Source organism: Pseudomonas sp. KBN10P06128, from assembly GCF_037574945.1.
Lineage (GTDB): Bacteria > Pseudomonadota > Gammaproteobacteria > Pseudomonadales > Pseudomonadaceae > Pseudomonas > Pseudomonas aeruginosa.
In genome coordinates, this window is sequence record NZ_JBBELR010000001.1 from 766,042 (window position 1) to 790,542 (window position 24,501).

18 protein-coding genes, 6 tRNA genes and 3 rRNA genes are annotated in these 24,501 nt (G+C 59.1%); 25 read left to right on the forward strand and 2 right to left on the reverse strand.

All coding sequences use genetic code 11. The features are described from left to right. Nucleotides 1-184: 184 nt before the first annotated feature. From argC to erpA, 4 genes are all read left to right on the forward strand, one after another. A complete protein-coding gene (argC, locus tag VQ065_RS03580) occupies nt 185-1,219 on the forward strand; it encodes an N-acetyl-gamma-glutamyl-phosphate reductase (RefSeq protein ID WP_003085247.1) in 1,035 nt (344 codons plus the stop codon). Beyond that, nucleotides 1,219-1,938 (forward strand): DUF6776 family protein, encoded by a 720-nt coding sequence (locus VQ065_RS03585; protein ID WP_003085249.1) that lies wholly within the window; start codon nt 1,219-1,221, stop codon nt 1,936-1,938. The genes argC and VQ065_RS03585 overlap by 1 nt, the downstream gene beginning before the upstream one ends. Further along, entirely contained in the window at nt 1,939-2,361 is a 423-nt protein-coding gene (locus VQ065_RS03590; RefSeq protein WP_073660265.1) for a bactofilin family protein, read from the forward strand. It begins immediately after the preceding gene. A gap of 77 nt (nt 2,362-2,438) precedes the next feature. Then, complete coding sequence (erpA, locus tag VQ065_RS03595; RefSeq protein ID WP_003085254.1) at nt 2,439-2,789, forward strand: iron-sulfur cluster insertion protein ErpA; 351 nt, start codon at nt 2,439-2,441, stop codon at nt 2,787-2,789. A gap of 53 nt (nt 2,790-2,842) precedes the next feature. Here erpA and VQ065_RS03600 read toward each other — a convergent pair whose 3' ends face one another. Together VQ065_RS03600 and VQ065_RS03605 are read right to left on the reverse strand one after the other, a co-directional pair. Then, nucleotides 2,843-3,934 (reverse strand): anhydro-N-acetylmuramic acid kinase, encoded by a 1,092-nt coding sequence (locus VQ065_RS03600; RefSeq protein WP_003085271.1) that lies wholly within the window; start codon nt 3,932-3,934, stop codon nt 2,843-2,845. Between the two features lie 2 nt (nt 3,935-3,936). Next, entirely contained in the window at nt 3,937-5,376 is a 1,440-nt protein-coding gene (locus VQ065_RS03605; RefSeq protein ID WP_003085274.1) for a peptidoglycan DD-metalloendopeptidase family protein, read from the reverse strand. Between the two features lie 188 nt (nt 5,377-5,564). On the opposite strand from VQ065_RS03605, the gene tyrS reads away from it, so the two are divergent. From tyrS to rpoB, 21 genes are all read left to right on the forward strand, one after another. Then, the gene (gene tyrS, locus VQ065_RS03610; protein ID WP_003085275.1) at nt 5,565-6,764 is read left to right on the forward strand and encodes a tyrosine--tRNA ligase; all 1,200 of its coding nucleotides are present in this window, start codon (nt 5,565-5,567) and stop codon (nt 6,762-6,764) included. Nucleotides 6,765-7,304: 540 nt separating this feature from the next. After that, nucleotides 7,305-8,840 (forward strand): 16S ribosomal RNA (locus tag VQ065_RS03615). Nucleotides 8,841-8,904: 64 nt separating this feature from the next. Further along, a tRNA-Ile gene (locus VQ065_RS03620) sits at nt 8,905-8,981 on the forward strand. A 28-nt stretch (nt 8,982-9,009) separates the two neighbouring features. Beyond that, nucleotides 9,010-9,085 (forward strand) — tRNA-Ala (locus VQ065_RS03625). 225 nt (nt 9,086-9,310) lie between these two features. Next, a 23S ribosomal RNA gene (locus VQ065_RS03630) occupies nt 9,311-12,201 on the forward strand. A 143-nt stretch (nt 12,202-12,344) separates the two neighbouring features. Further along, a 5S ribosomal RNA gene (gene rrf / locus VQ065_RS03635) occupies nt 12,345-12,460 on the forward strand. The 16S, 23S and 5S rRNA genes sit together here with 2 tRNA genes alongside, the layout of an rRNA operon. Before the next feature lie 160 nt (nt 12,461-12,620). Continuing rightward, nucleotides 12,621-13,559: a bifunctional biotin--[acetyl-CoA-carboxylase] ligase/biotin operon repressor BirA gene (gene birA / locus VQ065_RS03640; protein WP_003093769.1), complete on the forward strand. Its 939-nt coding sequence runs from the start codon at nt 12,621-12,623 to the stop codon at nt 13,557-13,559. Then, nucleotides 13,556-14,302 (forward strand): pantothenate kinase, encoded by a 747-nt coding sequence (locus VQ065_RS03645; protein ID WP_003093768.1) that lies wholly within the window; start codon nt 13,556-13,558, stop codon nt 14,300-14,302. The genes birA and VQ065_RS03645 overlap by 4 nt, the downstream gene beginning before the upstream one ends. Before the next feature lie 8 nt (nt 14,303-14,310). Then, nucleotides 14,311-15,015, forward strand: coding sequence for an SPOR domain-containing protein (locus tag VQ065_RS03650; protein WP_003093767.1), 705 nt, complete (start codon nt 14,311-14,313; stop codon nt 15,013-15,015). A 147-nt stretch (nt 15,016-15,162) separates the two neighbouring features. Beyond that, nucleotides 15,163-15,247: transfer RNA gene (locus tag VQ065_RS03655), tRNA-Tyr, on the forward strand. Between the two features lie 26 nt (nt 15,248-15,273). Next, a tRNA-Gly gene (locus VQ065_RS03660) sits at nt 15,274-15,347 on the forward strand. 19 nt (nt 15,348-15,366) lie between these two features. Then, nucleotides 15,367-15,442 (forward strand) — tRNA-Thr (locus VQ065_RS03665). A gap of 84 nt (nt 15,443-15,526) precedes the next feature. Continuing rightward, nucleotides 15,527-16,720, forward strand: coding sequence for an elongation factor Tu (gene tuf, locus VQ065_RS03670; RefSeq protein ID WP_003115146.1), 1,194 nt, complete (start codon nt 15,527-15,529; stop codon nt 16,718-16,720). Between the two features lie 55 nt (nt 16,721-16,775). Next, nucleotides 16,776-16,851, forward strand: a tRNA-Trp gene (locus VQ065_RS03675). 45 nt (nt 16,852-16,896) lie between these two features. Continuing rightward, complete coding sequence (gene secE, locus VQ065_RS03680; RefSeq protein WP_003108030.1) at nt 16,897-17,265, forward strand: preprotein translocase subunit SecE; 369 nt, start codon at nt 16,897-16,899, stop codon at nt 17,263-17,265. Nucleotides 17,266-17,274: 9 nt separating this feature from the next. After that, on the forward strand, nt 17,275-17,808 hold the full coding sequence (nusG, locus tag VQ065_RS03685; protein WP_003108028.1) for a transcription termination/antitermination protein NusG: 534 nt from the start codon (nt 17,275-17,277) through the stop codon (nt 17,806-17,808). A 116-nt stretch (nt 17,809-17,924) separates the two neighbouring features. Further along, nucleotides 17,925-18,356 (forward strand): 50S ribosomal protein L11, encoded by a 432-nt coding sequence (gene rplK / locus VQ065_RS03690; RefSeq protein WP_003093751.1) that lies wholly within the window; start codon nt 17,925-17,927, stop codon nt 18,354-18,356. Continuing rightward, nucleotides 18,356-19,051, forward strand: coding sequence for a 50S ribosomal protein L1 (gene rplA, locus VQ065_RS03695; RefSeq protein ID WP_003093749.1), 696 nt, complete (start codon nt 18,356-18,358; stop codon nt 19,049-19,051). The genes rplK and rplA overlap by 1 nt, the downstream gene beginning before the upstream one ends. 198 nt (nt 19,052-19,249) lie before the next feature. Further along, on the forward strand, nt 19,250-19,750 hold the full coding sequence (gene rplJ / locus VQ065_RS03700; RefSeq protein WP_003093748.1) for a 50S ribosomal protein L10: 501 nt from the start codon (nt 19,250-19,252) through the stop codon (nt 19,748-19,750). 78 nt (nt 19,751-19,828) lie between these two features. Next, the gene (gene rplL / locus VQ065_RS03705; RefSeq protein ID WP_003093747.1) at nt 19,829-20,197 is read left to right on the forward strand and encodes a 50S ribosomal protein L7/L12; all 369 of its coding nucleotides are present in this window, start codon (nt 19,829-19,831) and stop codon (nt 20,195-20,197) included. 221 nt (nt 20,198-20,418) lie between these two features. Next, the gene (gene rpoB, locus VQ065_RS03710) at nt 20,419-24,492 is read left to right on the forward strand and encodes a DNA-directed RNA polymerase subunit beta (protein WP_003093746.1); all 4,074 of its coding nucleotides are present in this window, start codon (nt 20,419-20,421) and stop codon (nt 24,490-24,492) included. The last annotated feature ends 9 nt before the right edge of the window (nt 24,493-24,501 follow it).

Sequence of the window (24,501 nt, forward strand, 5' to 3'; positions counted from 1 at the left end):
CAGGTAGGAACATTCGGATAGGGCCTCGCAGCAATTTCTGCCCGACGACCCCGGGGGCTAGACTGCCGACCGAAGGGCCGAACCGGTCGCAAAGCCGGACGCCCAGCGCTGTTCATGCCGGCGCTCGGCTCTTATCATTGGCCTCTTTTGGCTAGCTTGCCTCAGCGCGCGGAGTGATGGACAGATGATCAAGGTCGGCATCGTTGGCGGTACGGGTTATACGGGCGTGGAACTGCTGCGCCTGCTGGCGCAGCATCCGCAGGCCCGGGTGGAAGTGATCACTTCGCGTTCCGAGGCGGGGGTGAAGGTCGCCGACATGTACCCGAACCTGCGAGGTCATTATGACGACCTGCAGTTCAGCGTGCCGGACGCGCAGCGCCTCGGCGCCTGCGACGTGGTGTTCTTCGCCACGCCGCACGGCGTGGCGCACGCGCTGGCTGGCGAACTGCTGGACGCCGGGACCCGGGTCATCGATCTGTCCGCTGACTTCCGCCTGGCGGACGCCGAGGAGTGGGCGCGCTGGTACGGCCAGCCGCATGGCGCTCCGGCGCTGCTCGACGAGGCTGTCTACGGCCTGCCGGAAGTGAACCGCGAGAAGATCCGCCAGGCCCGCCTGATCGCCGTGCCGGGTTGCTACCCGACCGCGACCCAACTGGGCCTGATCCCGCTGCTGGAGGCCGGCCTGGCCGACGCCTCGCGGCTGATCGCCGATTGCAAGTCCGGGGTCAGCGGCGCCGGTCGGGGCGCCAAGGTTGGCTCGCTGTTCTGCGAGGCGGGCGAAAGCATGATGGCCTACGCGGTCAAAGGGCATCGGCATCTCCCGGAAATCAGCCAGGGCCTGCGCCGGGCCTCCGGCGGCGAGGTCGGGCTGACGTTCGTACCGCACCTGACGCCAATGATCCGCGGTATCCATGCAACCCTCTATGCCCATGTCGCGGATCGCTCGGTCGACCTCCAGGCGCTGTTCGAGAAGCGCTACGCCGACGAACCCTTCGTCGACGTGATGCCGGCCGGCAGCCATCCGGAGACCCGTAGCGTGCGTGGCGCCAATGTCTGCCGAATCGCCGTGCATCGCCCCCAGGGCGGCGACCTGGTGGTGGTGCTGTCGGTGATCGACAACCTGGTCAAGGGCGCCTCGGGTCAGGCGCTCCAGAACATGAACATCCTGTTCGGGCTGGACGAGCGCCTGGGCCTCTCGCATGCGGCCCTGCTCCCCTGATGTCCGGCTGGGAACTCCAGTTCCGTGATCCACGGCGGGCCTGGCTGGTCCGCCTCGGGGTGGGTGCGCTGCTGCTGGCGGTTCCGCTGGCGTTTCTCGGCGGTCGCTGGTCGACCGGGGCGGACGCCGCTCGCAGCGAGGCCGATGCGCAACGCCAGGAAACCCTGATCGGCGAGCAGAAGGCCGAGCTGGAGCGCCTGCGTACCGAAATCGAGGTGTTGCGCAGCGGAGAACGCCTCAGCCAGCAGGCCACCGAACAGAGCCGGCAGACCATCAAGCTGCTTGAGGACCAGGTGTTCAAGCAGCAACAGGACATCGCGTTCTACAAGGGGGTAGTCGCGCCGGCCAGCAAGGCGGATGCGCTGGAAATCCGTGCCTTTGAGGTGCAGGGCACGGACGACCCGCAGCGCTTCCGCTATAAGGTGATGCTCAGCCGCCTGGGCAGGGACGACCGCAAGCTGGATGGGCGGCTGAAAGTCCGCATCAGCGGCAAGCTGGCGCGCAAGGACGCTACCTACGACCTCGAACAGCTCTCGCCGGAACTGGGCAAGACAGGGCTGTCGATTTCCCTCCGGCATTTCCAGTCGATCCCAGAAGGGGGGCGTTTCGCCGAGCTGGAGCTGCCGAAGAACTTCATCCCGAAGCTGATCGACGTACGTGCGGAGCTGAATGGCCAGTCCAAACCGCTACAGCGCCGTTTCGATTGGCCGAAGCAGTGAGTGAGCATTATGTGGAGCAAGAACAAAGGCCGGGCCGACGTCCAGCGTTTCACCGGGCAGACCAGCCTGATCGCCAGCGGCGCCGAACTGGTCGGTGACATGAACCTCAAGGGCGCGGTGCAGATCGACGGCACCGTCCGCGGAGCGTTGCAGGCGCACGAAGGGCTGGTGCGGGTCAGCGCCGGCGGTCGAGTCGATGGCGAAATCCGGGCCCCCCATGTGATCATCGACGGTCAGGTGGATGGCGACATCCATGCCATCGAACGCCTGGAGCTGGGGGCCCAGGCCCGGGTGAAGGGCAATCTTCACTATGGGCTGATCGAAACCGCCATGGGGGCCCAGATCGAGGGCCGCCTGTGCCCGATGGCCGAGGCCAGTCCGCGCCCGCTGGAACTGCCTGCCAGCGTGGAAACTGTGGATTAGTTGACCATTTTTCTGGGACAAGAGGATAATGGGCGTAATGTTGTAACGCACGGCCTCAAGCCGGGAGATTCGGAAACATGAGCATCGAGACCTTCACCCCTACGCCCCTGCTCTTTACCCCAGGCGCAGCCAACAAGGTGAAGACGTTGATTGACGAAGAGGGCAATCCTCGCCTGAAACTGCGTGTATTCGTCACCGGCGGCGGTTGCTCGGGCTTCCAGTATGGCTTCACCTTCGACGAAGATATCGCCGATGACGATACCGTGATCGAGCGCGATGGCGTGGGCCTGGTGGTGGACCCGATGAGCTTCCAGTACCTGGCGGGCTCGGAAGTCGACTACCAGGAAGGCCTGGAAGGTTCGAGGTTCGTCATCAAGAACCCGAACGCCGCCACGACTTGCGGTTGCGGACAGTCGTTCTCGATCTGACGTCGATGGGGCCGCTACGAAAACGCCGCGCTTATATGCGCGGCGTTTTCGTTTCAGGCGGGATACAGCGCGCCCAGAGTTCTGGGACCGAGCGCACCGGTCACATCAGGGCAGTTGCCGGGCAGGCGCTCGAGAAACCGATGGGCTAGCCAGGCGAATGCCATGCCCTCCATCCAGGCAGGGGGAATGCCGTATTCGTCGGTACTGGCGACCCGAGCTTCGGGCATCAGCAGGGCCAGGCGCTTCATCAGCGCCGTATTGAAGGCGCCGCCGCCGCATACCAGCACCTCTTCGCAGTCCGGCTGGGCGTCCAGCAGCGATTCGCTGATGCTGCGCGCGCTCAGTTCCAGCAGGGTTGCCTGGATATCCGCTGCCGGCAAGGCAGGGTGACGAGCCAGGTGCTCCTGCAGCCAGGACAGGTTGAAGCGCTCGCGCCCGGTGCTCTTGGGGCCACGCGCGGCGAAGAACTCATCCGCGAGCAGGCTTGCCAGCAGTGCGTGGTTCATCTGGCCGCTGGCGGCCCACGCACCGTCCCGGTCGAAATGTTCGCCGCGTTGGTGATGAATCCAGGCGTCCATCAGCACGTTGCCCGGGCCGCAGTCGAAGCCGCGTACCGGCTTTCCGGGGCTGAGCAGCGAAACGTTGCTGAAGCCACCGATGTTCAGGACCGCCCTGGAGGCGTCATCATCGCCAAACAGCGCCTGATGGAAGGCCGGTACCAGCGGGGCGCCCTGGCCGCCGGCTGCGACGTCGCGGCGGCGGAAGTCGGCGACGACATCGATGCCGGTCAGCTCCGCCAGCAGGGCGGGGTTGCCGATCTGCACCGTGAAGTGGCGAGCGGGTTCATGTCGGATGGTTTGACCGTGACTGCCGATGGCACGGACTTCGTCGGGGCTCATCTGCTGCTGGAGCAGCAGTTCGCGCACGCCCTGTGCTGCAAGGGCGACCCAGCGTTGCTCGACTTCGGCGGCGCGGGCGATTTCATCGGGACCAGGGACGCACAGGGCGAGGATGTCTTCGCGCAGCCCGGCCGGCATGGGTAGGTAATGGGAAGCGAGCAAGGTAGTGCGATCACCTTGCTCGATCAGGACGATGTCCATGCCGTCCAGGCTGGTTCCGGACATCAACCCCAGGTAGCGCGGCACGATCAGCGCTGCTTGTTCAGGGCCAGGAGGGTTTTCTTCTCCTGATCCATGCGCGCGATCATCGGCTGGGTCTGCGCCATGAAGCGCTTGCGATCTGCGCCACCGAGCGGGTCCGCCATGGGCAGCTTGGCACTCAGCGGATCGACGTGACGGCCATTGATCTGGAATTCGTAGTGCAGGTGTGGGCCGGTGGCCAGGCCCGTCATGCCCACGTAACCGATGATCTGGCCCTGCTTCACGCTGGTACCGGCGCGGATACCCTTGGCGAAGCGGCTCATGTGTCCGTAGATGGTCCGATAGCGCTGGCCGTGCTGGATCACCACGGCGTTGCCGTAGCCCCCCTTGCGTCCGGCTTCGAGGATCTTGCCGTCTCCGGTGGCCTTGATCGGTGTGCCGATGGGGGCTGCGTAGTCGACGCCCTTGTGTGCGCGGATCTTGTTCAGGATCGGGTGGCGGCGGCCCAGGGAGAAGCGCGAGCTGATACGGGCGAAATCCACCGGCGTACGGATGAATGCCTTGCGCATGCTGGAGCCGTCGGCGCGGTAGTAGCTGGTATTGCCCTGCTTGTTGGTATAGCGCACGGCGGTGTAGGTCTTGCCACGGTTGACGAAGCGGGCGGCGAGGATATTGCCGGTCGCCACTTGCTTGCCGTTGACCTTGTGTTGTTCGTAGATCACGTCGAACTCGTCGCCTTCACGCAGATCGAGGGCGAAGTCGATGTCGTAGCCGAAGATGTTCGACAGCGACGTGACCAGGTTATAGGGCAGGCCGGCGTTACGACCGGCAACGAACAGCGAGCTGGTGATGCGGCCATGGGCATAGGCGGTATGCAGGTCGATCTGGGCCTTCTCGCGTTTGAAGGAGTAGCCCTTGTCGGTCTTGTCCAGGCCGATGGTCTCGAGTTCGCTCTGCTTGACTCGCAGCGCCTGCAGCTCTCCTTTGGGGTCGAGCTTGAGCTTGACCTCCTGGCCGACCTTCAGATGGGTGAAGCGCTTGGCATCCTTGCTGCTGGTCAGCATGTCGTGCATGGCCGAGGTGGAAAGGCCTGCCTTGGTGAATACGGTCGACAGCGTATCGCCACTGGCGACGGTGATGGTCTTCCACTCGGGATCGACGGGCTTGGTGTCGGCATCGGCTACAGATGCGCCCGGCTTGTCCGAGTCTTGCTCGGCGGTGTTGTCGTCGGAGGCGCCTTCTACCTGAGCGAAAGGCGTGCCTTCGTCGCTGGAATTGGTGACCGATTGCGGCAGGAGGTCGTCTTTCTCCTGAAGGAGGCGATCGGTGTTGCTTTCAAGCTCCAGATTGAGCGTGGTCCTCTTGGCCTCGACTTCGCTCGAGGGGAACACCAGTAGTGCCAAACTGAGGAGCGCTGCAACACCGCTGGCGGCCAACAAGTGGCTTTTCGGGTAATACGGCGGCGCTTTCTGATCGGATTGCGTCATGGCGTGATTGGTGTTTTTGGATTGTGAATAAATAACTGCCTAAAATATAACCAAAATCTCCTTGAATCAAGCCAAAAGTCGCGTCTGGCCTGGCTCCGTCCCCCTGACGGTCGGCAAAATTTGTTTTTAGTCTGCGATCTTGTATGGTTGGTTCCCTTTCGATTTTGGCAATTGGGCAGAACCTGTAAATGAAGTCGGTTGAAGAGCAGCTGGCGCTGATCCAGCGCGGTGCAGACGAGATCCTGGTAGAGGCGGAATTGGTGGCCAAGCTGAAGCGAGGCCAGCCCTTGCGGATCAAGGCCGGCTTCGACCCGACCGCTCCCGATCTGCATCTTGGCCATACCGTGCTTATTAATAAGCTGCGCCAGTTCCAGGACCTGGGACATCAGGTGATCTTCCTCATCGGTGACTTCACTGGGATGATCGGTGACCCCAGTGGGAAAAGTGTTACCCGTCCTCCCCTGACGCGCGAGCAGGTTCTGGAGAATGCGGAGACGTACAAGTCCCAGGTCTTCAAGATCCTCGACCCGGCCAAGACCGAAGTAGCCTTCAATTCCACCTGGATGGACCAGCTGACCCCGGCTGACTTCATTCGTCTTGCCTCTCAGTACACCGTTGCGCGCATGCTGGAGCGCGATGACTTTAGCAAGCGCTATGCCAGCAATCAGCCCATCGCTATCCATGAGTTCCTCTATCCGCTGGTCCAGGGCTATGACTCCGTCGCGCTGAAGGCGGACGTCGAGTTGGGTGGCACCGACCAGAAGTTCAACCTGCTGATGGGGCGCGAGCTGCAGCGTGCCTATGGCCAGGAGGCCCAGGTGATCCTGACCATGCCGTTGCTGGAAGGGCTGGATGGCGTGAAGAAGATGTCCAAGTCGCTGGGCAACTATATTGGTATCCAGGAAGCGCCGGGTGTCATGTACAGCAAGCTGGTCTCCATTCCTGACACGCTGATGTGGCGTTACTTCGAACTGCTCAGCTTCCGTTCCCTGGATGAGATCGATAGCTTCCGCAAGGACGTCGAGGCGGGCGCCAACCCGCGTGACATCAAGATCAAGCTGGCCGAGGAGATCGTCGCCCGCTTCCATGGCGAGGAGGCGGCGGCGAGCGCACACAAGTCGGCCGGCAATCGCCTGAAGGAGGGCGAGCTGCCGGAAGACCTGCCGGAGATCGAGCTGTCGTCCCCCGAGGATATGCCCGTTGCCTCTGTCCTTAATAAGGCGGGGTTGGCGAAGAATGCGGCTGCGGCTCGCGATCTCCTGGGTGCCGGCAGCGTCAAGGTGGATGGGCAGGTCGTCGACCGCACCTTCATGCTGGCGCTGGGTGAAACCCGTGTGTTCCAGGCGGGGAAGAAGGCTTTCGCGCGCATCACGCTGAAAGCTGAATAATTCTTTCAAATAAGTGTTGACGCCAGTTTCTATCTCCCTATAATGCGCACCACTCCCGGCGACGACGAAGAGTAAATGCTTGAAAATCAAGGATTTACGGATTCTCTCCCAGGGGGTGGTGAAGCGCTCCGGCAGGTTGTTCGCCGCAGCGGTTCGGTCCCGAAAGGGATTCGAAACGAAGCTTCGTCGAGGTGCTTGACAGCGAATTTGAACGCTGTAGAATGCGCCTCCCGCTGATCGGAAGATAGTTTGAAGGTCGGCGCAAGCGGTTGAGTAGAAAAGAAAATTTTCGAAAATAACGCTTGACGGAAAGAGAGGTTGCTGTAGAATGCGCGGCCTCGGTTGAGACGAAAGCCTTGACCAACTGCTCTTTAACAAGTCGAATCAAGCAATTCGTGTGGGTGCTTGTGATGTAAGACTGGTGATCGCAAGATTATCAGCAGCGCAAGTAACACTCGTGAATTCGAGAGTTTTATCTCTTTTTAAGAGAATGCGATTGCTGAGCCAAGTTTAGGGTTTTCTCAAAACCCAAGCAGTATTGAACTGAAGAGTTTGATCATGGCTCAGATTGAACGCTGGCGGCAGGCCTAACACATGCAAGTCGAGCGGATGAAGGGAGCTTGCTCCTGGATTCAGCGGCGGACGGGTGAGTAATGCCTAGGAATCTGCCTGGTAGTGGGGGATAACGTCCGGAAACGGGCGCTAATACCGCATACGTCCTGAGGGAGAAAGTGGGGGATCTTCGGACCTCACGCTATCAGATGAGCCTAGGTCGGATTAGCTAGTTGGTGGGGTAAAGGCCTACCAAGGCGACGATCCGTAACTGGTCTGAGAGGATGATCAGTCACACTGGAACTGAGACACGGTCCAGACTCCTACGGGAGGCAGCAGTGGGGAATATTGGACAATGGGCGAAAGCCTGATCCAGCCATGCCGCGTGTGTGAAGAAGGTCTTCGGATTGTAAAGCACTTTAAGTTGGGAGGAAGGGCAGTAAGTTAATACCTTGCTGTTTTGACGTTACCAACAGAATAAGCACCGGCTAACTTCGTGCCAGCAGCCGCGGTAATACGAAGGGTGCAAGCGTTAATCGGAATTACTGGGCGTAAAGCGCGCGTAGGTGGTTCAGCAAGTTGGATGTGAAATCCCCGGGCTCAACCTGGGAACTGCATCCAAAACTACTGAGCTAGAGTACGGTAGAGGGTGGTGGAATTTCCTGTGTAGCGGTGAAATGCGTAGATATAGGAAGGAACACCAGTGGCGAAGGCGACCACCTGGACTGATACTGACACTGAGGTGCGAAAGCGTGGGGAGCAAACAGGATTAGATACCCTGGTAGTCCACGCCGTAAACGATGTCGACTAGCCGTTGGGATCCTTGAGATCTTAGTGGCGCAGCTAACGCGATAAGTCGACCGCCTGGGGAGTACGGCCGCAAGGTTAAAACTCAAATGAATTGACGGGGGCCCGCACAAGCGGTGGAGCATGTGGTTTAATTCGAAGCAACGCGAAGAACCTTACCTGGCCTTGACATGCTGAGAACTTTCCAGAGATGGATTGGTGCCTTCGGGAACTCAGACACAGGTGCTGCATGGCTGTCGTCAGCTCGTGTCGTGAGATGTTGGGTTAAGTCCCGTAACGAGCGCAACCCTTGTCCTTAGTTACCAGCACCTCGGGTGGGCACTCTAAGGAGACTGCCGGTGACAAACCGGAGGAAGGTGGGGATGACGTCAAGTCATCATGGCCCTTACGGCCAGGGCTACACACGTGCTACAATGGTCGGTACAAAGGGTTGCCAAGCCGCGAGGTGGAGCTAATCCCATAAAACCGATCGTAGTCCGGATCGCAGTCTGCAACTCGACTGCGTGAAGTCGGAATCGCTAGTAATCGTGAATCAGAATGTCACGGTGAATACGTTCCCGGGCCTTGTACACACCGCCCGTCACACCATGGGAGTGGGTTGCTCCAGAAGTAGCTAGTCTAACCGCAAGGGGGACGGTTACCACGGAGTGATTCATGACTGGGGTGAAGTCGTAACAAGGTAGCCGTAGGGGAACCTGCGGCTGGATCACCTCCTTAATCGAAGATCTCAGCTTCTTCATAAGCTCCCACACGAATTGCTTGATTCACTGGTTAGACGATTGGGTCTGTAGCTCAGTTGGTTAGAGCGCACCCCTGATAAGGGTGAGGTCGGCAGTTCGAATCTGCCCAGACCCACCAATTGTTGGTGTGCTGCGTGATCCGATACGGGGCCATAGCTCAGCTGGGAGAGCGCCTGCTTTGCACGCAGGAGGTCAGGAGTTCGATCCTCCTTGGCTCCACCATCCAAACAATCGTCGAAAGCTCAGAAATGAATGTTCGTGAATGAACATTGATTTCTGGTCTTTGCACCAGAACTGTTCTTTAAAAATTCGGGTATGTGATAGAAGTAAGACTGAATGATCTCTTTCACTGGTGATCATTCAAGTCAAGGTAAAATTTGCGAGTTCAAGCGCGAATTTTCGGCGAATGTCGTCTTCACAGTATAACCAGATTGCTTGGGGTTATATGGTCAAGTGAAGAAGCGCATACGGTGGATGCCTTGGCAGTCAGAGGCGATGAAAGACGTGGTAGCCTGCGAAAAGCTTCGGGGAGTCGGCAAACAGACTTTGATCCGGAGATCTCTGAATGGGGGAACCCACCTAGGATAACCTAGGTATCTTGTACTGAATCCATAGGTGCAAGAGGCGAACCAGGGGAACTGAAACATCTAAGTACCCTGAGGAAAAGAAATCAACCGAGATTCCCTTAGTAGTGGCGAGCGAACGGGGATTAGCCCTTAAGCTTCATTGATTTTAGCGGAACGCTCTGGAAAGTGCGGCCATAGTGGGTGATAGCCCCGTACGCGAAAGGATCTTTGAAGTGAAATCGAGTAGGACGGAGCACGAGAAACTTTGTCTGAACATGGGGGGACCATCCTCCAAGGCTAAATACTACTGACTGACCGATAGTGAACCAGTACCGTGAGGGAAAGGCGAAAAGAACCCCGGAGAGGGGAGTGAAATAGAACCTGAAACCGTATGCGTACAAGCAGTGGGAGCCTACTTGTTAGGTGACTGCGTACCTTTTGTATAATGGGTCAGCGACTTATATTCAGTGGCAAGCTTAACCGTATAGGGTAGGCGTAGCGAAAGCGAGTCTTAATAGGGCGTTTAGTCGCTGGGTATAGACCCGAAACCGGGCGATCTATCCATGAGCAGGTTGAAGGTTAGGTAACACTGACTGGAGGACCGAACCCACTCCCGTTGAAAAGGTAGGGGATGACTTGTGGATCGGAGTGAAAGGCTAATCAAGCTCGGAGATAGCTGGTTCTCCTCGAAAGCTATTTAGGTAGCGCCTCATGTATCACTCTGGGGGGTAGAGCACTGTTTCGGCTAGGGGGTCATCCCGACTTACCAAACCGATGCAAACTCCGAATACCCAGAAGTGCCGAGCATGGGAGACACACGGCGGGTGCTAACGTCCGTCGTGAAAAGGGAAACAACCCAGACCGCCAGCTAAGGTCCCAAAGTTGTGGTTAAGTGGTAAACGATGTGGGAAGGCTTAGACAGCTAGGAGGTTGGCTTAGAAGCAGCCACCCTTTAAAGAAAGCGTAATAGCTCACTAGTCGAGTCGGCCTGCGCGGAAGATGTAACGGGGCTCAAACCACACACCGAAGCTGCGGGTGTCACGTAAGTGACGCGGTAGAGGAGCGTTCTGTAAGCCTGTGAAGGTGAGTTGAGAAGCTTGCTGGAGGTATCAGAAGTGCGAATGCTGACATGAGTAACGACAATGGGTGTGAAAAACACCCACGCCGAAAGACCAAGGGTTCCTGCGCAACGTTAATCGACGCAGGGTTAGTCGGTTCCTAAGGCGAGGCTGAAAAGCGTAGTCGATGGGAAACAGGTTAATATTCCTGTACTTCTGGTTACTGCGATGGAGGGACGGAGAAGGCTAGGCCAGCTTGGCGTTGGTTGTCCAAGTTTAAGGTGGTAGGCTGAAATCTTAGGTAAATCCGGGGTTTCAAGGCCGAGAGCTGATGACGAGTCGTCTTTTAGATGACGAAGTGGTTGATGCCATGCTTCCAAGAAAAGCTTCTAAGCTTCAGGTAACCAGGAACCGTACCCCAAACCGACACAGGTGGTCGGGTAGAGAATACCAAGGCGCTTGAGAGAACTCGGGTGAAGGAACTAGGCAAAATGGCACCGTAACTTCGGGAGAAGGTGCGCCGGCTAGGGTGAAGGATTTACTCCGTAAGCTCTGGCTGGTCGAAGATACCAGGCCGCTGCGACTGTTTATTAAAAACACAGCACTCTGCAAACACGAAAGTGGACGTATAGGGTGTGACGCCTGCCCGGTGCCGGAAGGTTAATTGATGGGGTTAGCGCAAGCGAAGCTCTTGATCGAAGCCCCGGTAAACGGCGGCCGTAACTATAACGGTCCTAAGGTAGCGAAATTCCTTGTCGGGTAAGTTCCGACCTGCACGAATGGCGTAACGATGGCGGCGCTGTCTCCACCCGAGACTCAGTGAAATTGAAATCGCTGTGAAGATGCAGTGTATCCGCGGCTAGACGGAAAGACCCCGTGAACCTTTACTGTAGCTTTGCACTGGACTTTGAGCCTGCTTGTGTAGGATAGGTGGGAGGCTTTGAAGCGTGGACGCCAGTTCGCGTGGAGCCATCCTTGAAATACCACCCTGGCATGCTTGAGGTTCTAACTCTGGTCCGTAATCCGGATCGAGGACAGTGTATGGTGGGCAGTTTGACTGGGGCGGTCTCCTCCTAAAGAGTAACGGAGGAGTACGAAGGTGCGCTCAGACCGGTCGGAAATCGGTCGTAGAGTATAAAGGCAAAAGCGCGCTTGACTGCGAGACAGACACGTCGAGCAGGTACGAAAGTAGGTCTTAGTGATCCGGTGGTTCTGTATGGAAGGGCCATCGCTCAACGGATAAAAGGTACTCCGGGGATAACAGGCTGATACCGCCCAAGAGTTCATATCGACGGCGGTGTTTGGCACCTCGATGTCGGCTCATCACATCCTGGGGCTGAAGCCGGTCCCAAGGGTATGGCTGTTCGCCATTTAAAGTGGTACGCGAGCTGGGTTTAGAACGTCGTGAGACAGTTCGGTCCCTATCTGCCGTGGACGTTTGAGATTTGAGAGGGGCTGCTCCTAGTACGAGAGGACCGGAGTGGACGAACCTCTGGTGTTCCGGTTGTCACGCCAGTGGCATTGCCGGGTAGCTATGTTCGGAAAAGATAACCGCTGAAAGCATCTAAGCGGGAAACTTGCCTCAAGATGAGATCTCACTGGGAACTTGATTCCCCTGAAGGGCCGTCGAAGACTACGACGTTGATAGGCTGGGTGTGTAAGCGTTGTGAGGCGTTGAGCTAACCAGTACTAATTGCCCGTGAGGCTTGACCATATAACACCCAAACAATCTGATGATTGTGTGTTGTAAGGTGAAGTCGACGAACCGAAAGTTCGCATGAACCGCAAACACCTTGAAATCACATACCTGAATTCGGATAAACGTAAGCCCAAGCGAACGGATATCCAACCGAATTGCTTGACGATCATAGAGCGTTGGAACCACCTGATCCCTTCCCGAACTCAGAAGTGAAACGACGCATCGCCGATGGTAGTGTGGGGTCTCCCCATGTGAGAGTAGGTCATCGTCAAGCTCCTATCCCAAAACCCCTGGTCAGCGATGACCAGGGGTTTTGCTTTTGCGCGCGGAAAAGTCTGCGAAAATCCGGGGAAAGGCAGCTATACGGCAGGGCTTTTCGTAGGCAAAGCGCAAGTGCCTCTATATGATGCGTGCCTGGCTAGTGTGGGGCGTCTATGCAGACCTTGCTGAAACTACTTCAAGACGGGCGATTCCACTCCGGTGAGGAGTTGGGGGCGGTACTGGGCATCAGTCGCAGTGCAGTCTGGAAACGCTTGCAGCACCTGGAGGCTGAACATGGCCTGCAGTTCCACAAGGTGCGTGGCCGGGGTTACCGCCTGGCGAGTCCCCTCAGTCTCCTGGATCCGCGGAAGATCAACAGCCTCTGGCCTGTCGAGATCATGCCCACCGTCGATTCAACCAATAGCGAGGCCATGCGCAGGCTCGCGGCTGGAGCCTCGACGCCTTTCGTTATCGTCGCCGAGCAGCAGACTGCCGGGCGTGGACGTCGCGGGCGAGCCTGGGTCAGTCCCTATGGAGAGAACCTCTATTATTCTCTGGCCATTACTGTCAGGGGGGGCGCTCGGGAGCTCGAAGGGTTGAGCCTGGTTGTCGGTCTCGCGGTGCTCCGGGCCCTGGAGTCCTTGGGCGTCCGGGACGCCGGGTTGAAGTGGCCGAACGACGTTCTGCAGGGAGGCAAGAAGATCGCCGGAATTCTCCTGGAGCTGAGTGGCGACCCCGCGGATCTGTGTCATGTCGTTATCGGCATAGGGATCAACGTCAACATGAAGACCGCCACTGATATCGGCCAGCCTTGGACCTCCCTGCGCGAAGCGCTGGGGGAGCTGGTGGATCGTTCGCGGCTGCTTTCTGCTCTCAATCGGCAGTTGGCCGATTATCTCGATAGGCATTCGCGCGAAGGCTTTGCTGCAAGTCGCGAGGAGTGGGAGTCCTGCAATCTCTGGCAGGGTGCCCAGGTCATTCTCTCGACTGCTCTGAGTTCCATCGAGGGTCGTGTGCTGGGTGTCGATAGCCGAGGAGCGCTGCGTCTCGAGGTGGATGGCGTGGAGCAGGGGTTCAGTGGAGGGGAGCTTAGTTTGAGGTTGCGTCAATGATTCTTGAGCTCGACTGTGGAAACTCGCTGATCAAGTGGCGGGTCATCGAGGGGGCGGCACGGTCGGTCGCCGGTGGCCTTGCGGAGTCCGATGATGCGCTGGTCGAACAGTTAACGTCGCAGCAAGCGCTGCCAGTGCGAGCCTGTCGCCTGGTGAGCGTTCGCAGCGAGCAGGAAACCTCGCAACTGGTCGCACGGTTGGAGCAGCTGTTCCCGGTTTCGGCGCTGGTTGCATCATCCGGCAAGCAGTTGGCGGGAGTGCGCAACGGCTATCTCGACTACCAGCGCCTGGGGCTCGACCGCTGGTTGGCCCTCGTCGCGGCTCATCACCTGGCTAAGAAGGCCTGCCTGGTCATTGATCTGGGGACCGCGGTCACCTCTGACCTGGTCGCGGCGGATGGAGTGCATCTGGGGGGCTACATATGCCCGGGCATGACCCTGATGAGAAGCCAGTTGCGCACCCATACCCGACGTATCCGCTACGACGATGCAGAGGCCCGTCGGGCGCTTGCCAGTCTCCAGCCAGGGCAGGCCACGGCCGAGGCGGTTGAGCGGGGTTGTCTGCTCATGCTCAGGGGGTTCGTTCGTGAGCAGTACGCCATGGCGTGCGAGCTGCTCGGTCCGGATTGTGAAATATTCCTGACGGGTGGGGATGCCGAACTGGTTCGCGACGAACTGGCTGGCGCCCGGATCATGCCGGACCTGGTTTTCGTAGGGCTGGCACTGGCTTGCCCGATTGAGTGAGAGGATCTATGCGCTGGTTCTTCCTGTTTCTCCTGGCCCTGAACGTCTTCTACTACGTCTGGCACCAGCAGCAATCCCCGCTACGGGCCAAGGAAATCGCACCGCTGGAGCTCTATAAGGATGGGCAGAAGAACATTCTGCTGTTGGCCGAGAGCAACCTTGCTTCCAGGGCGCGCTCGGGGTCGCAGGTGCCGGCGCCGAGTGTGCCTTCGGCTGCCGAAGAGTCGATCGCATCCGAGTCGGCCTGTCTCTATCTTGGCGGAGGCGGTGAGGAGGCGGATGCCCGAAGGTTGCAGCAGCGCCTGCTGGGCCTGGATATCGAGGCGGAGGTCGAGGCCCGTGGGGAGATGAGCGTCGATTACTGGGTCTATCTTCCTCCGCTAGCCTCGCGGGAGGCTGCGCTTCGTCAGTTGAAGGAGCTTCAGGCGCGCAATATCGACAGCTACCTGATTGGCGAGGGAGTGCTGGCCAATGGCATTTCTTTGGGGATGTTTTCCGCGCGGGATTCGGCTGAAAGTGCGCAGGCGCGTCTCAAGACGGCAGGTTACGAGGCGGAGCTGAAGGAATTGCCCCGCGGGCAGCGTGATTTCTGGGTAAGGGTGGCCCCCGGCAGCCGGCGCCTGGTGGATGAGCAACTGCTCCAGGAGCTGGCTCGGGACTTCAAGGGATTGCAGCATCAAATAATGTCGTGCAAAGGTGTTGCATCCCCCTGATGGTTTGCATAGAATGGCGCCCGCTTCGCAGGGGGAAGGCTGAAAGACTCCTACCATGAAGTTGCTGTTGAAACCTAAGTTCAGGTTTTTTAAGAGAAAACTCTTGACAGCAAGGTGGCAGACGTAGAGAATGCCGCCCACCAGTTTGGAGGGATTCCCGAGTGGCCAAAGGGATCAGACTGTAAATCTGACGTCATAGACTTCGAAGGTTCGAATCCTTCTCCCTCCACCAGTTTAAAAGCGTGAGCTTCGGGCTCCGCGGGTATAGTTCAGTGGTAGAACCTCAGCCTTCCAAGCTGATGATGCGGGTTCGATTCCCGCTACCCGCTCCAGTCAAGTTGCTTGTGTTTCGCTCATGTAGCTCAGTTGGTAGAGCACACCCTTGGTAAGGGTGAGGTCAGCGGTTCAAATCCGCTCATGAGCTCCATTTATCCAAGGGCAGATATGAAAATATCTGCCCTTGTTCTAATGGTAGCGTGATCCGCTCAATTCCTTGAAGGGGATGGTCTCCATGGCTAAAGAAAAATTTGAACGGAACAAGCCGCACGTCAACGTCGGCACCATCGGTCACGTTGACCATGGCAAGACCACTCTGACCGCTGCACTGACCAAGGTCTGCTCCGACACCTGGGGTGGTTCCGCTCGTGCTTTCGATCAGATCGACAACGCGCCGGAAGAAAAGGCCCGCGGTATCACCATCAACACCTCGCACGTTGAATACGATTCCGCTGTTCGTCACTACGCACACGTTGACTGCCCCGGTCACGCCGACTACGTGAAGAACATGATCACCGGTGCTGCCCAGATGGACGGCGCGATCCTGGTTTGCTCGGCTGCCGACGGCCCCATGCCGCAGACCCGCGAGCACATCCTGCTGTCCCGTCAGGTAGGCGTTCCCTACATCGTCGTGTTCCTGAACAAGGCCGACATGGTCGACGACGCCGAACTGCTGGAACTGGTCGAGATGGAAGTTCGCGATCTGCTGAACACCTACGACTTCCCGGGCGACGACACTCCGATCATCATCGGTTCCGCGCTGATGGCGCTGGAAGGTAAAGATGACAACGGCATCGGCGTAAGCGCCGTGCAGAAGCTGGTAGAGACCCTGGACTCCTACATTCCGGAGCCGGTTCGTGCCATCGACCAGCCGTTCCTGATGCCGATCGAAGACGTGTTCTCGATCTCCGGCCGCGGTACCGTGGTAACCGGTCGTGTAGAGCGCGGCATCATCAAGGTCCAGGAAGAAGTGGAAATCGTTGGCATCAAGGCGACCACTAAGACCACCTGCACCGGCGTTGAAATGTTCCGCAAGCTGCTCGACGAAGGTCGTGCTGGTGAGAACGTTGGTATCCTGCTGCGCGGCACCAAGCGTGAAGACGTAGAGCGTGGTCAGGTTCTGGCCAAGCCGGGCACCATCAAGCCGCACACCAAGTTCGAGTGCGAAGTGTACGTGCTGTCCAAGGAAGAAGGTGGTCGTCACACTCCGTTCTTCAAGGGCTACCGTCCGCAGTTCTACTTCCGTACCACCGACGTGACCGGTAACTGCGAGCTGCCGGAAGGCGTAGAGATGGTAATGCCGGGCGACAACATCAAGATGGTTGTCACCCTGATCGCTCCGATCGCCATGGAAGATGGCCTGCGCTTCGCGATCCGCGAAGGCGGCCGTACCGTTGGTGCCGGCGTGGTTGCCAAGATCATCGAATAATATCGGTTGATCTTCCCCTCTCAGGCCGGCATAATGGTCGGCCTGATTTTGCTTCAGGCCAGTAGCTCAATTGGCAGAGCGGCGGTCTCCAAAACCGCAGGTTGGGGGTTCGATTCCCTCCTGGCCTGCCAGATTTCCCAAGTAAATCTGGCTTTTCTTCACGAGATTCCTAACAGATGAATGCCAAGGCAGAAGCCAAAGAATCACGTTTTGATCTCTTGAAATGGCTCTTGGTTGCCGTTCTGGTTGTGGTTGCCGTTGTGGGCAATCAGTACTTTTCGGCTCAACCAATCCTGTATCGCGTTCTCGGTATTCTCGTTCTGGCGGTGATCGCTGCTTTCCTGGCTCTGCAAACGGCCAAGGGGCAGGCCTTCTTTAGTCTTGCTAAGGAAGCGCGCGTCGAGATTCGCAAGGTCGTATGGCCGAGTCGTCAAGAAACAACTCAGACCACGCTGATCGTGGTCGCGGTAGTGCTGGTAATGGCGCTGCTGCTGTGGGGGCTCGATTCCCTGCTGGGTTGGTTGGTTTCCATGATTGTAGGTTAAGGGTGCGCCGTGGCTAAGCGTTGGTACGTTGTGCATGCATACTCGGGCTACGAGAAGCATGTCATGCGCTCGCTGATCGAGCGTGTCAAGCTTGCTGGCATGGAAGAAGAGTTCGGCGAGATTCTGGTTCCCACCGAAGAAGTGGTGGAGATGCGGAACGGCCAGAAGCGCAAGAGCGAGCGCAAATTCTTCCCTGGCTATGTGCTGGTTCAGATGGAAATGAACGAAGGTACCTGGCACCTGGTGAAGGATACCCCGCGCGTCATGGGCTTCATCGGCGGGACTGCCGACAAGCCGGCTCCGATCACCGATCGTGAGGCTGATGCAATCCTGCGTCGCGTGGCCGATAGCGGCGACAAGCCCAAGCCGAAGACCCTGTTCGAGCCGGGCGAGACCGTTCGTGTCATCGATGGTCCTTTCGCCGACTTCAATGGTGTCGTCGAAGAAGTTAACTACGAGAAGAGCCGGATCCAAGTGGCCGTGCTCATCTTTGGCCGCTCTACCCCGGTGGAGCTGGAGTTCAGTCAGGTCGAAAAGGTCTAGCTGAAAACGCATCCCTCACCCCGCAGCCCAAGGCTGCGGGGTTTTGTCGTCACTGGGATAAACGCGAAAGCAACCGGGGAGCCTTCAGGCGCTTGTACCCGAATTTGGAGTAGCAAATGGCTAAGAAAATCCAGGCTTATATCAAGCTGCAAGTAAAGGCCGGTCAGGCCAACCCGTCGCCGCCGGTCGGCCCTGCCCTGGGTCAGCACGGCGTGAACATCATGGAATTCTGCAAGGCGTTCAACGCCAAGACCCAAGGCCAAGAGCCGGGCCTGCCGACTCCTGTGATCATCACCGTTTACAGCGACCGTAGCTTCACCTTCGAAACCAAGAGCACCCCGGCTGCCGTCCTGCTGAAAAAAGCAGCTGGCATCACCAGCGGCTCCGCTCGTCCGAACTCCCAGAAAGTCGGCACCGTTACCCGTGCCCAGCTGGAAGAGATCGCCAAGACCAAGCAGGCTGACCTGACCGCTGCTGATCTGGACGCTGCTGTACGTACCATCGCTGGCTCCGCGCGCAGCATGGGCCTGAACGTGGAGGGTGTGTAATGGCTAAGCTGACCAAGCGCCAGAAGGCGATTGCCGAGAAAGTAGTTGCCGGCAAGCAGTACAGCTTCGAAGAGGCCGCCAAGCTGCTGGCCGAGCTGTCCACCATCAAGTTCAAGGAGTCCGTGGACGTTGCCGTGAACCTCGGCGTCGATCCGCGTAAATCCGACCAGGTCGTTCGTGGCGCCACCGTCCTGCCGAACGGCACCGGCAAGAGCGTCCGCGTTGCCGTCTTCACCCAAGGTCCGGCTGCCGAAGCCGCTCTGGCTGCCGGCGCCGACAAGGTGGGTATGGACGAGCTGGCTGCCGAAATGAAAGGCGGCGACCTGAACTACGACGTCGTCATCGCTTCCCCGGATGCCATGCGTGTCGTCGGTCAGCTGGGCCAGATCCTCGGCCCGCGTGGTCTGATGCCGAACCCGAAAGTCGGCACCGTGACTCCGGACGTCGCTACCGCCGTGAAGAATGCCAAGGCTGGTCAGGTACGTTTCCGTACCGACAAGAACGGCATCATCCACAGCTCCGTCGGTAAGGTCGATTTCGAACCGGCCAAGCTGCAGCAGAACGTTGAAGCACTGCTGGCTGACCTGAAGCGCCTGAAGCCGTCCTCGTCGAAAGGCGTGTACGTCAAGCGCGTGACCCTGAGCACCACCATGGGTCCGGGCCTACAGATCGACCTGGCTTCCCTGGAAGCCTAAGTGAAATCGTGCAGCGGGTTCTGCCCGCTGCACAGGTATTGGGGTCCCTGCCTGGCGGGGGCTATCCAAGACCGTAGGTGGCGCAAGCCTTAAACCACAAGCCTACGCAGATGGTGCTCCCGATTCGGTTACCGAATCAGACACCAAAACGACGTCCGGCCCCGGCTGGACGAAACGGTAACATCCAGGAGTAAACCCGTGGCAATTAAACTCGAAGACAAGAAGGCCATCGTCGCTGAAGTCAACGAGGCTGCCAAAGCTGCCCTGTCCGCTGTCGTGGCCGATGCCCGTGGCGTGACCGTAGGCGCCATGACCGGACTCCGTAAAGAGGCCCGCGAAGCTGGTGTGTACGTGAAAGTCGTACGTAACACCCTGCTCAAGCGCGCCGTTGAAGGCACCCAGTTCGACGTGCTCAACGACGTGTTCAAAGGCCCGACCCTGATCGCTTTCTCCAACGAACATCCGGGCGCTGCCGCTCGTATCTTCCGTGAGTTCGCCAAGGGTCAGGACAAGTTCGAGATCAAGGCGGCTGCCTTCGAGGGTCAGTTCCTCGCAGCCAATCAGATCGACGTACTGGCAAGCCTGCCGACCTACGACGAAGCCGTATCGCAGCTGATGAGCGTGATTCAGGGCGCTACCAGCAAGCTGGCTCGTACTCTGGCGGCCATTCGCGACCAGAAAGAAGCTGCTGCCGCCTAAGTCGGCTCGCAAGCGCTTTCAATCTTATTTGTTTAATACGATGGCCGCAGGCCGTCCCCCAATACAGGAATTAGAGTCATGGCTCTGACCAACGAAGACATCATCAACGCCGTATCCGAAATGTCCGTCATGCAAGTGGTCGAACTGATCAAGGCGATGGAAGAGAAGTTCGGCGTTACCGCTGCTGCCGCTACCGTTGCCGCTGCTGGCCCGGCTGCTGCCGCTGCCGAAGAGCAGACCGAGTTCACCATCGTCCTGGCCGAAGCTGGCGACAAGAAAGTGAACGTGATCAAGGTCGTTCGCGAACTGACCGGTCTGGGTCTGAAAGAAGCCAAGGCTGTCGTAGACGGCGCTCCGGGCGTGGTGAAGGAAGGCGCTTCGAAAGAAGAAGCCGAAGCCGCCAAGAAAGCCCTGGAAGAAGCAGGCGCCAAAGTCGAGCTCAAGTAAGCGACGACCTTGCGTCTACAGCCCGAGCGTCAAGCGAAAGGCTGATGGCTGGTGGCTTTTGCCACCGGCCTTTTTCCGTTATGGGTGGACTCGCCTCGGGCGTTCCACCCACGACGTGAAAGTGCCCCGAGTGGGCAATGCAGGCCAAGGGGTCTGCAAGATTTTCCGGCTGCTCCCGTCGGAGACGCCAAACAAGCAGGTGACCAAGCTGGGGAACGCTGATGGCTTACTCATACACTGAGAAAAAACGTATCCGCAAGGACTTTAGCAAGTTGCCGGACGTCATGGATGTGCCGTATTTGCTGGCCATCCAGCTGGATTCCTATCGCGAATTCCTGCAGGCTGGCGCAACCAAGGAGCAGTTCCGCGATATCGGTCTGCACGCGGCCTTCAAGTCCGTTTTCCCGATTATCAGCTATTCCGGCAATGCTGCCCTGGAATACGTCGGCTACCGTCTGGGTGAGCCGGCATTCGATGTCAAGGAGTGCGTGCTGCGCGGCGTGACCTTCGCCGTACCGCTGCGCGTGAAAGTTCGCCTGATCATCTTCGACCGCGAGTCGTCGAACAAGGCGATCAAGGACATCAAGGAACAAGAAGTCTACATGGGGGAAATCCCCCTGATGACCGAGAACGGTACCTTCATCATCAACGGTACCGAGCGTGTCATCGTCTCCCAGCTGCACCGTTCCCCGGGCGTGTTCTTCGACCACGACCGTGGCAAGACCCACAGCTCCGGCAAGCTGCTGTACTCCGCGCGGATCATTCCTTACCGCGGTTCCTGGCTGGACTTCGAGTTCGATCCGAAGGACTGCGTGTTCGTCCGTATCGACCGTCGCCGCAAGCTGCCGGCCTCGGTACTGCTGCGCGCGCTCGGCTACAGCACCGAAGAGATCCTCAACGCCTTCTACGCGACCAACGTCTTCCACATCAAGGGCGAGACCCTGAACCTGGAACTGGTCCCGCAGCGTCTGCGCGGTGAAGTCGCGAGCATCGACATCAAGGATGGCAGCGGCAAGGTGATCGTGGAGCAGGGGCGTCGTATCACTGCCCGCCACATCAACCAGCTGGAAAAGGCTGGCGTGAGCCAGCTGGAAGTGCCGTTCGACTACCTGATCGGCCGTACCATCGCCAAAGCGATCGTGCATCCGGCTACCGGCGAGATCATCGCCGAGTGCAACACCGAGCTGACCCTCGACCTCCTGGCCAAGGTGGCCAAGGCCCAGGTCGTGCGCATCGAGACTCTGTACACCAACGACATCGACTGCGGTCCGTTCATCTCCGACACCCTGAAGATCGACAACACCAGCAACCAGCTGGAAGCCCTGGTCGAGATCTACCGGATGATGCGTCCGGGCGAGCCGCCGACCAAGGAAGCTGCCGAGACCCTGTTCGGCAACCTGTTCTTCAGCGCCGAGCGTTACGACCTGTCGGCCGTGGGCCGGATGAAGTTCAACCGCCGTATCGGTCGTACCGAGATCGAAGGTCCGGGCGTCCTGAGCAAGGAAGACATCATCGATGTGCTCAAGACCCTCGTCGACATCCGTAACGGCAAGGGCATCGTCGATGACATCGACCACCTGGGCAACCGTCGTGTCCGTTGCGTCGGCGAAATGGCCGAGAACCAGTTCCGCGTGGGCCTGGTGCGTGTCGAGCGCGCGGTCAAGGAACGCCTGTCCATGGCCGAAAGCGAAGGCCTGATGCCGCAGGACCTGATCAACGCCAAGCCGGTGGCTGCCGCGATCAAGGAGTTCTTCGGTTCGAGCCAGCTGTCGCAGTTCATGGACCAGAACAACCCGCTTTCCGAGATCACCCACAAGCGCCGCGTCTCCGCGCTCGGCCCGGGCGGTCTGACCCGTGAGCGAGCGGGCTTCGAGGTTCGTGACGTACACCCGACCCACTACGGCCGCGTGTGCCCGATCGAAACCCCTGAAGGTCCGAACATCGGTCTGATCAACTCCCTGGCGACCTACGCCCGCACCAACAAGTATGGCTTCCTCGAGAGCCCGTACCGCGTGGTCAAGGACAGCCTGGTAACCGACGAGATCGTGTTCCTGTCGGCGATCGAAGAAGCCGACCACGTCATCGCCCAGGCTTCGGCGACCCTCAACGAGAAGGGTCAACTGGTGGACGAACTGGTGGCCGTGCGTCACCTGAACGAATTCACCGTGAAGGCGCCGGAAGACGTGACCCTGATGGACGTGTCGCCGAAGCAGGTCGTTTCCGTAGCTGCCTCGCTGATTCCGTTCCTCGAGCACGATGACGCCAACCGCGCACTCATGGGCTCGAACATGCAGCGTCAGGCCGTGCCGACCCTGCGTGCCGACAAGCCGCTGGTGGGTACCGGCATGGAGCGCAACGTGGCGCGCGACTCCGGCGTCTGCGTCGTGGCTCGCCGTGGCGGTGTGATCGACTCGGTCGATGCCAGCCGTGTCGTGGTTCGCGTGGCGGATGACGAGGTCGAGACCGGCGAAGCGGGTGTCGACATCTACAACCTGACCAAGTACACCCGTTCCAACCAGAACACCTGCATCAACCAGCGCCCGCTGGTGAGCAAGGGTGACGTGGTCGCGCGCGGCGACATCCTGGCCGACGGTCCGTCCACCGACATGGGCGAACTGGCCCTGGGCCAGAACATGCGCGTAGCGTTCATGCCCTGGAACGGCTTCAACTTCGAAGACTCCATCTGCCTGTCCGAGCGCGTGGTCCAGGAAGATCGTTTCACCACGATCCACATCCAGGAACTGACCTGCGTCGCTCGTGACACCAAGCTCGGCCCAGAGGAAATCACCGCGGACATCCCGAACGTGGGCGAGGCCGCGCTGAACAAGCTGGACGAAGCCGGTATCGTCTACGTTGGCGCCGAAGTGCAGGCCGGCGACATCCTCGTCGGCAAGGTCACTCCGAAAGGCGAGACCCAGTTGACTCCGGAAGAGAAGCTGCTGCGCGCGATCTTCGGTGAGAAGGCGTCCGACGTGAAGGACACCTCCCTGCGTGTGCCGACCGGCACCAAGGGTACCGTCATCGACGTTCAGGTCTTCACCCGCGACGGCGTCGAGCGCGACTCCCGCGCTCTGTCCATCGAGAAGATGCAACTCGACCAGATCCGCAAGGACCTGAACGAAGAGTTCCGCATCGTCGAAGGCGCGACCTTCGAGCGTCTGCGTGCCGCCCTGGTCGGTGCCAAGGCTGAAGGTGGCCCGGCATTGAAGAAGGGCACGGAGATCACCGACGACTACCTCGACGGTCTCGAGCGCGGCCAGTGGTTCAAGCTGCGCATGGCCGACGACGCCCTGAACGAACAGCTGGAGAAGGCCCAGGCCTACATCAGCGATCGTCGCCAGCTCCTGGACGACAAGTTCGAGGACAAGAAGCGCAAGCTGCAGCAGGGCGACGACCTGGCTCCGGGCGTGCTGAAGATCGTCAAGGTCTACCTGGCGATCAAGCGTCGCATCCAGCCGGGCGACAAGATGGCCGGCCGTCACGGTAACAAGGGTGTGGTCTCGGTGATCATGCCGGTGGAAGACATGCCGCACGATGCCAACGGCACCCCGGTCGACATCGTCCTCAACCCGCTGGGCGTACCGTCGCGTATGAACGTCGGCCAGATCCTCGAAACCCACCTGGGCCTCGCGGCCAAGGGGCTGGGCGAGAAGATCAACCGCATGCTCGAAGAGCAGCGCAAGGTCGCCGAACTGCGTAAGTTCCTGCACGAGATCTACAACGAGATCGGCGGTCGCGAGGAAAACCTCGACGAGCTGGGCGACAACGAGATCCTCGCGCTGGCCAAGAACCTGCGCGGTGGCGTACCGATGGCGACCCCGGTGTTCGATGGCGCCAAGGAACGCGAGATCAAGGCCATGCTGAAGCTGGCCGACCTGCCGGAAAGCGGCCAGATGCGTCTGTTCGACGGCCGTACCGGCAACCAGTTCGAGCGTCCGACCACCGTCGGCTACATGTACATGCTCAAGCTGAACCACCTGGTGGACGACAAGATGCACGCCCGTTCCACCGGCTCGTACAGCCTGGTTACCCAGCAGCCGCTGGGTGGTAAGGCACAGTTCGGTGGTCAGCGCTTCGGTGAGATGGAGGTGTGGGCGCTGGAAGCCTATGGCGCGGCGTACACCCTGCAGGAAATGCTGACGGTCAAGTCGGACGACGTGAACGGCCGGACCAAGATGTACAAGAACATCGTGGACGGCGATCACCGCATGGAGGCCGGCATGCCCGAGTCCTTCAACGTTCTGATCAAAGAGATCCGTTCGCTCGGCATCGACATCGAACTGGAAACCGAATAACACGTGACG

Bases quoted from the DNA above. Each gene is read 5' to 3' on its own strand.
- tyrS (WP_003085275.1), top strand. From the start codon at position 5,565: ATGAAGTCGGTTGAAGAGCAGCTGGCGCTGATCCAGCGCGGTGCAGAC.
- rplK (WP_003093751.1), top strand. From the start codon at position 17,925: ATGGCTAAGAAAATCCAGGCTTATATCAAGCTGCAAGTAAAGGCCGGT.
- VQ065_RS03605 (WP_003085274.1), bottom strand. From the start codon at position 5,376: ATGACGCAATCCGATCAGAAAGCGCCGCCGTATTACCCGAAAAGCCAC.
- VQ065_RS03585 (WP_003085249.1), top strand. From the start codon at position 1,219: ATGTCCGGCTGGGAACTCCAGTTCCGTGATCCACGGCGGGCCTGGCTG.
- argC (WP_003085247.1), top strand. From the start codon at position 185: ATGATCAAGGTCGGCATCGTTGGCGGTACGGGTTATACGGGCGTGGAA.
- VQ065_RS03645 (WP_003093768.1), top strand. From the start codon at position 13,556: ATGATTCTTGAGCTCGACTGTGGAAACTCGCTGATCAAGTGGCGGGTC.
- birA (WP_003093769.1), top strand. From the start codon at position 12,621: ATGCAGACCTTGCTGAAACTACTTCAAGACGGGCGATTCCACTCCGGT.
- rplA (WP_003093749.1), top strand. From the start codon at position 18,356: ATGGCTAAGCTGACCAAGCGCCAGAAGGCGATTGCCGAGAAAGTAGTT.
- erpA (WP_003085254.1), top strand. From the start codon at position 2,439: ATGAGCATCGAGACCTTCACCCCTACGCCCCTGCTCTTTACCCCAGGC.
- rplL (WP_003093747.1), top strand. From the start codon at position 19,829: ATGGCTCTGACCAACGAAGACATCATCAACGCCGTATCCGAAATGTCC.
- tuf (WP_003115146.1), top strand. From the start codon at position 15,527: ATGGCTAAAGAAAAATTTGAACGGAACAAGCCGCACGTCAACGTCGGC.
- rpoB (WP_003093746.1), top strand. From the start codon at position 20,419: ATGGCTTACTCATACACTGAGAAAAAACGTATCCGCAAGGACTTTAGC.
- VQ065_RS03650 (WP_003093767.1), top strand. From the start codon at position 14,311: ATGCGCTGGTTCTTCCTGTTTCTCCTGGCCCTGAACGTCTTCTACTAC.
- secE (WP_003108030.1), top strand. From the start codon at position 16,897: ATGAATGCCAAGGCAGAAGCCAAAGAATCACGTTTTGATCTCTTGAAA.